Annotated in this window: 4 protein-coding genes and 1 pseudogene; all 5 read left to right on the top strand. The window is 65.1% G+C overall.

The window, feature by feature from the left end:
* A pseudogene (locus EN932_RS30815) lies at positions 1-261 on the top strand (diaminopropionate ammonia-lyase); the annotation flags it as partial.
* Positions 258-1484, top strand: coding sequence for a Zn-dependent hydrolase (locus tag EN932_RS30810; protein ID WP_127366034.1), 1227 nt, complete (start codon positions 258-260; stop codon positions 1482-1484). The pseudogene EN932_RS30815 and the gene EN932_RS30810, both read left to right, overlap by 4 nt.
* 33 nt (positions 1485-1517) lie before the next feature.
* Positions 1518-2684 carry a M20 aminoacylase family protein gene (locus EN932_RS30805; RefSeq protein ID WP_127370404.1) on the top strand — a complete coding sequence of 389 codons (1167 nt, stop codon included), beginning with the start codon at positions 1518-1520 and terminating at the stop codon, positions 2682-2684.
* 393 nt (positions 2685-3077) lie between these two features.
* Entirely contained in the window at positions 3078-3251 is a 174-nt protein-coding gene (locus tag EN932_RS30800) for a hypothetical protein (RefSeq protein WP_013532459.1), read from the top strand.
* A 97-nt stretch (positions 3252-3348) separates the two neighbouring features.
* Positions 3349-4103: ATP-dependent helicase (locus EN932_RS30795; RefSeq protein ID WP_164890703.1), on the top strand; the 755-nt coding region annotated here is incomplete at its 3' end.

The following is a 4103-nucleotide window of genomic DNA, read 5'->3' as shown; positions in this document are numbered from 1 at the left end:
GCCATCGCGGTGATGCGGCGGCTGGCCTGGCCGGCCGGCGGTGACCCGGTGATCGTCGCCGGCGAAAGCGGTGGTGTCGGCCTTGCCGGGCTGATCCGGGCGGTGGCCGACAACCGGGCCGATCTTGGACTTGACGGCAAATCGCGGGTGCTGGTGATCAACACCGAAGGCGCCACCGACCCGCATCGCTACGCCGAACTGGTTGGCATGAACCCGGCCGATGTGCTGGAAGGCAAGATGACAGTCGAGGCAACGGCATGATCGCCATCGATGCGCAGCGCCTGCTCGGCCGCATCCGGGAACTCGGCGCTGTTGGCCGGGATGGCGAGGGCAGGCTGACCCGGCTGGCCGCCTCAGACACCGACAGGCAGGGCCGCGACCTCTTCGTCGGCTGGCTTCGGCAGGCCGGGCTCGATGTCGCCATCGACCGGGTCGGCAACATTTTCGGCATCTGGCAAAACCCGGAAATTACCGGGCAAGCGCCGCTGCTCATCGGCTCGCACATCGATACCGTCATCGATGCCGGCATTTATGACGGCTGCTACGGGGTGCTTGCCGGGCTGGAAGTGATCGAGACGCTCAAGGCGACAGGCTTTTCGCCGTCGCGCCCGGTCGCGGTCGCCGCTTTCACCAATGAGGAGGGCGTACGCTACACACCCGACATGATGGGCTCGCTGGTCCACGCCGGCGGCATCGATGCCGAAACGGTGCTGGCGGCCGTCGGCACCGACGGCAGCGTGCTCGGTCAGGAGCTTGCCCGCATCGGCTATGCCGGCGACCGGGAGCCCGGCTTCCTCACGCCGCACGCCTATCTCGAACTGCATATTGAGCAAGGGCCGGTGCTGGAGCGCGAAGGCTTGCCGGTCGGCGCGGTGGAGAATCTGCAAGGCATCTCCTGGCAGCGCATCACCATCGACGGCGTCGCCAACCATGCCGGCACCACGCCGATGTCGATGCGCAACGATGCCGGCCACGCCGCCGCCCGGGTCATCACCTTCCTGCTCGACCGGACCAAAGCCTCGAACGCGCCGACCGTCGCCACCGTCGGCACGATCCGCTTCGAGCCGAATGCCATCAATGTCATCCCTTCGCGCGCGGTCTTCACCGTCGATCTGCGCGATCCCGACGAACAGCGCCTGCAGGCGGCGGAAGCGGCGCTTGCCGCCCATCTCGAGCAGCTTGCCGCCGCTGAGAACGTGACGGTTTCGGTCGAGCAACTGGCCCGCTTCGAACCGGTGATCTTCGACCTGCGCATCGTCGAACAAATCGAGGCCGCCGCGAAACGCCGTGGCCTCGGGGTCAGGCGCATGACATCAGGCGCCGGCCACGACGCGCAGATGCTGGCGTGTATCGCGCCTGCGGCGATGATCTTCGTGCCGAGCGTTGGCGGCATCAGTCACAGTCCTCGCGAACACACCGATGACGCAGAGCTTGTTGCCGGCGCCAACATCCTGCTTGATGTGGCCGCGCAACTGGCAAAGTAGGTCAGAAGGGGCAGAAGCAGAAGGGGCAGAAGAATGTCTGAACTCGATCGCGACGCGCTGAAGCAGGAGATGATTTTCTGGCGGCGCGATCTGCATGCACACCCGGAATTCGGCTTCGAGGAGAAGCGCACCGCCGCCTTCGTCGCCGCCAAACTGCGTGAATTTGGGTTGGACGATGTCACCGAAGGCGTCGGCGGCACCGGTGTCGTCGGCACGCTGAAGCGCGGCAGCGGCAACCGGGCGATTGCGCTGAGGGCCGACATGGATGCGCTGCGCATATCAGAACAATCGGACGCATCTTACCGGTCCGGCAATCCCGGCATCATGCATGCCTGCGGCCATGACGGCCACACCACCATGCTGCTCGGCGCGGCAAAGCTGCTGGCCGGTGAGGGCGGTTTCGACGGCACCGTGCGCTTCGTCTTCCAGCCGGCCGAGGAATGGGGCAGGGGCGCGCTCGCCATGCTCGACGATGGGCTGATGCAGCGCTTTCCCTTTGACGAGATCTTTGGCCTGCACAATATGCCCGGCCTGCCGATCGGGCATTTCGAGACCCGTGCCGGACCCATGATGTCGGCCGAGGACAACTTCGAGATCGTGCTCAAGGGGCTCGGCGGCCATGCCGCGCGGCCGCATGCGGGCAACGAGACGCTGGTCGCGGCCTGCGCGCTGGTCACCAATCTGCAGACCATCGTCTCGCGCCGGCTGAGTCCGGCCGACATATCCGTGGTTTCGGTGACCGAGCTGATCACCGACGGCACCCGCAACGCTCTGCCCGGTCTTGCCCGCATCCTCGGCGATGCGCGCAGCTTCCGTCCCGAGGTCAGCGCCGAGATCGAGCGGCAGATGCGCATTCTCGCCGAGGGCATCGCCGCCGCCTATAATGTCACCGCCGAGGTCAAGTACAGCAGGGAGTTCGTGCCGCTGCGCAACGATGCCGAACTGGTCGATGCCGCATTCGCCGCCGCCAGAGGCGTCTTCGAACCCGGCAACATCGCCGTCGCCCGCGAGCCGATGACCGCCTCCGAGGATTTCGCCCGCTTCCTCGACCATGTGCCGGGCTGCTTCGCCTTCCTCGGCAATGGCGAGGGTTCGGCGCCGCTGCACAATTCCAGCTACGACTTCGACGATGAGGGGCTGTTGTTCGGCGCGAATTTCCATGTCGCGCTGGTCAGGCAAAGGCTCGCGGCCGGGAGATGATCGCGGCGTCACGATTGTCAAACATGCGTATCGCGAGCCGGATATGGGTAGAGTCGCGGGCAGATACGCTGTTAACAAAAACAATGTTCCGATGACGCAAGGGAAAGACTCAGCTAGCCTTACTGTGCGGCGGACCTAATTATCCGCTTGGCCGGCGCTTCACTCCTCCCAAGCGGCGCCGGCCTTCTTCTCCAAAAGTTCGTCCGGGACGCCACAGCGGGTTGCGGCAGCACGCGAGCCTCGCAAAGGCCAAGTTCCGCCTCCGGTTGCCTCGAGAATGCATCGGGAGCGCCGGCGAAACCGCCCTCCATCTTCGACTGCGCGCGTGGACGATTGGCAAGGGAACCAAAGGCTGTTTCCACGGTTGGTTCTGCTCCAAAGGAGTTTTGCACCATGTTCCGTCTGCTCGTCGCCGGCGCCTTCGCCTATGTCACTTATCGCATCGCCAGGAAGATGGTCGAAAACGTGCCCGATACGGTCGACCCGCTGCTGTTGCCGCCGTCGCAACCTGATCGCGAGACCTTGCGACGGCAGTCGGCCGACATGGGTGTCGATCCGCAACGCTAGCCGCGATCCCTTCTCTTCAGACCGGCCCCAGTCCTGCATGGGTTAGGTGTGCCCGTATCGATGTTGCGAACAAAGCAGAAACGATGCTTGATGGGCGATGAACCTCGCCACCGCTGATTCGACCTTTCGGGAACCGACCGTCCAGCCTGCCTATCTCGCGCGGCTGAACGATGCCCAGCGCCAGGCCGTCGAGCACGGCGCCGGTCAGATTGCCGGCCCGTTGCTGGTCATTGCCGGCGCCGGATCTGGCAAGACCAACACGCTGGCGCATCGCGTCGCTCATCTGATCGTCAAGGGCGCCGACCCGCGCCGCATCCTGCTGATGACGTTTTCGCGCCGCGCCGCATCCGAAATGGCCAGACGCGTCGAGCGTATTGCCGGCGAGGTGCTCGGCCGCGATGCAGCCGTCATCACCGATGCGCTGACCTGGGCCGGCACCTTTCACGGCATCGGCGCGCGGCTGTTGCGCGACTATGCGCTGGAGATCGGTCTCGACCCGGCCTTCACCATCCATGATCGCGAGGATTCCGCCGACCTGATGAATCTGGTCCGCCACGAGCTCGGCTTCTCGAAGACGGAAGCGCGCTTCCCCACCAAGGGCACTTGCCTTGCCATCTATTCGCGCGCCGTCAACGCGCAGGCGCCGCTCAACGAGGTGTTGGGTTCCGCCTTTCCCTGGTGCGCCGGCTGGGCGGAGCAGCTGAAAGAATTGTTCGCCGGTTATGTCGAGGCCAAGCAGGCGCAAAACGTGCTCGATTACGACGATTTGCTGCTCTACTGGGCGCAGATGGCGGCGGAGCCCGAGATAGCAGCGCATCTGGGCGGGCGTTTCGACCATGTGCTGGTCGACGA

It is taken from the genome of Mesorhizobium sp. M7A.F.Ca.US.002.01.1.1 (assembly GCF_004022955.1).
Taxonomy (GTDB): Bacteria; Pseudomonadota; Alphaproteobacteria; order Rhizobiales; family Rhizobiaceae; genus Mesorhizobium; species Mesorhizobium ciceri.
The sequence above is the reverse complement of the archived record's forward strand: the minus strand, read 5'-3'. Positions and strand labels throughout refer to the sequence as shown.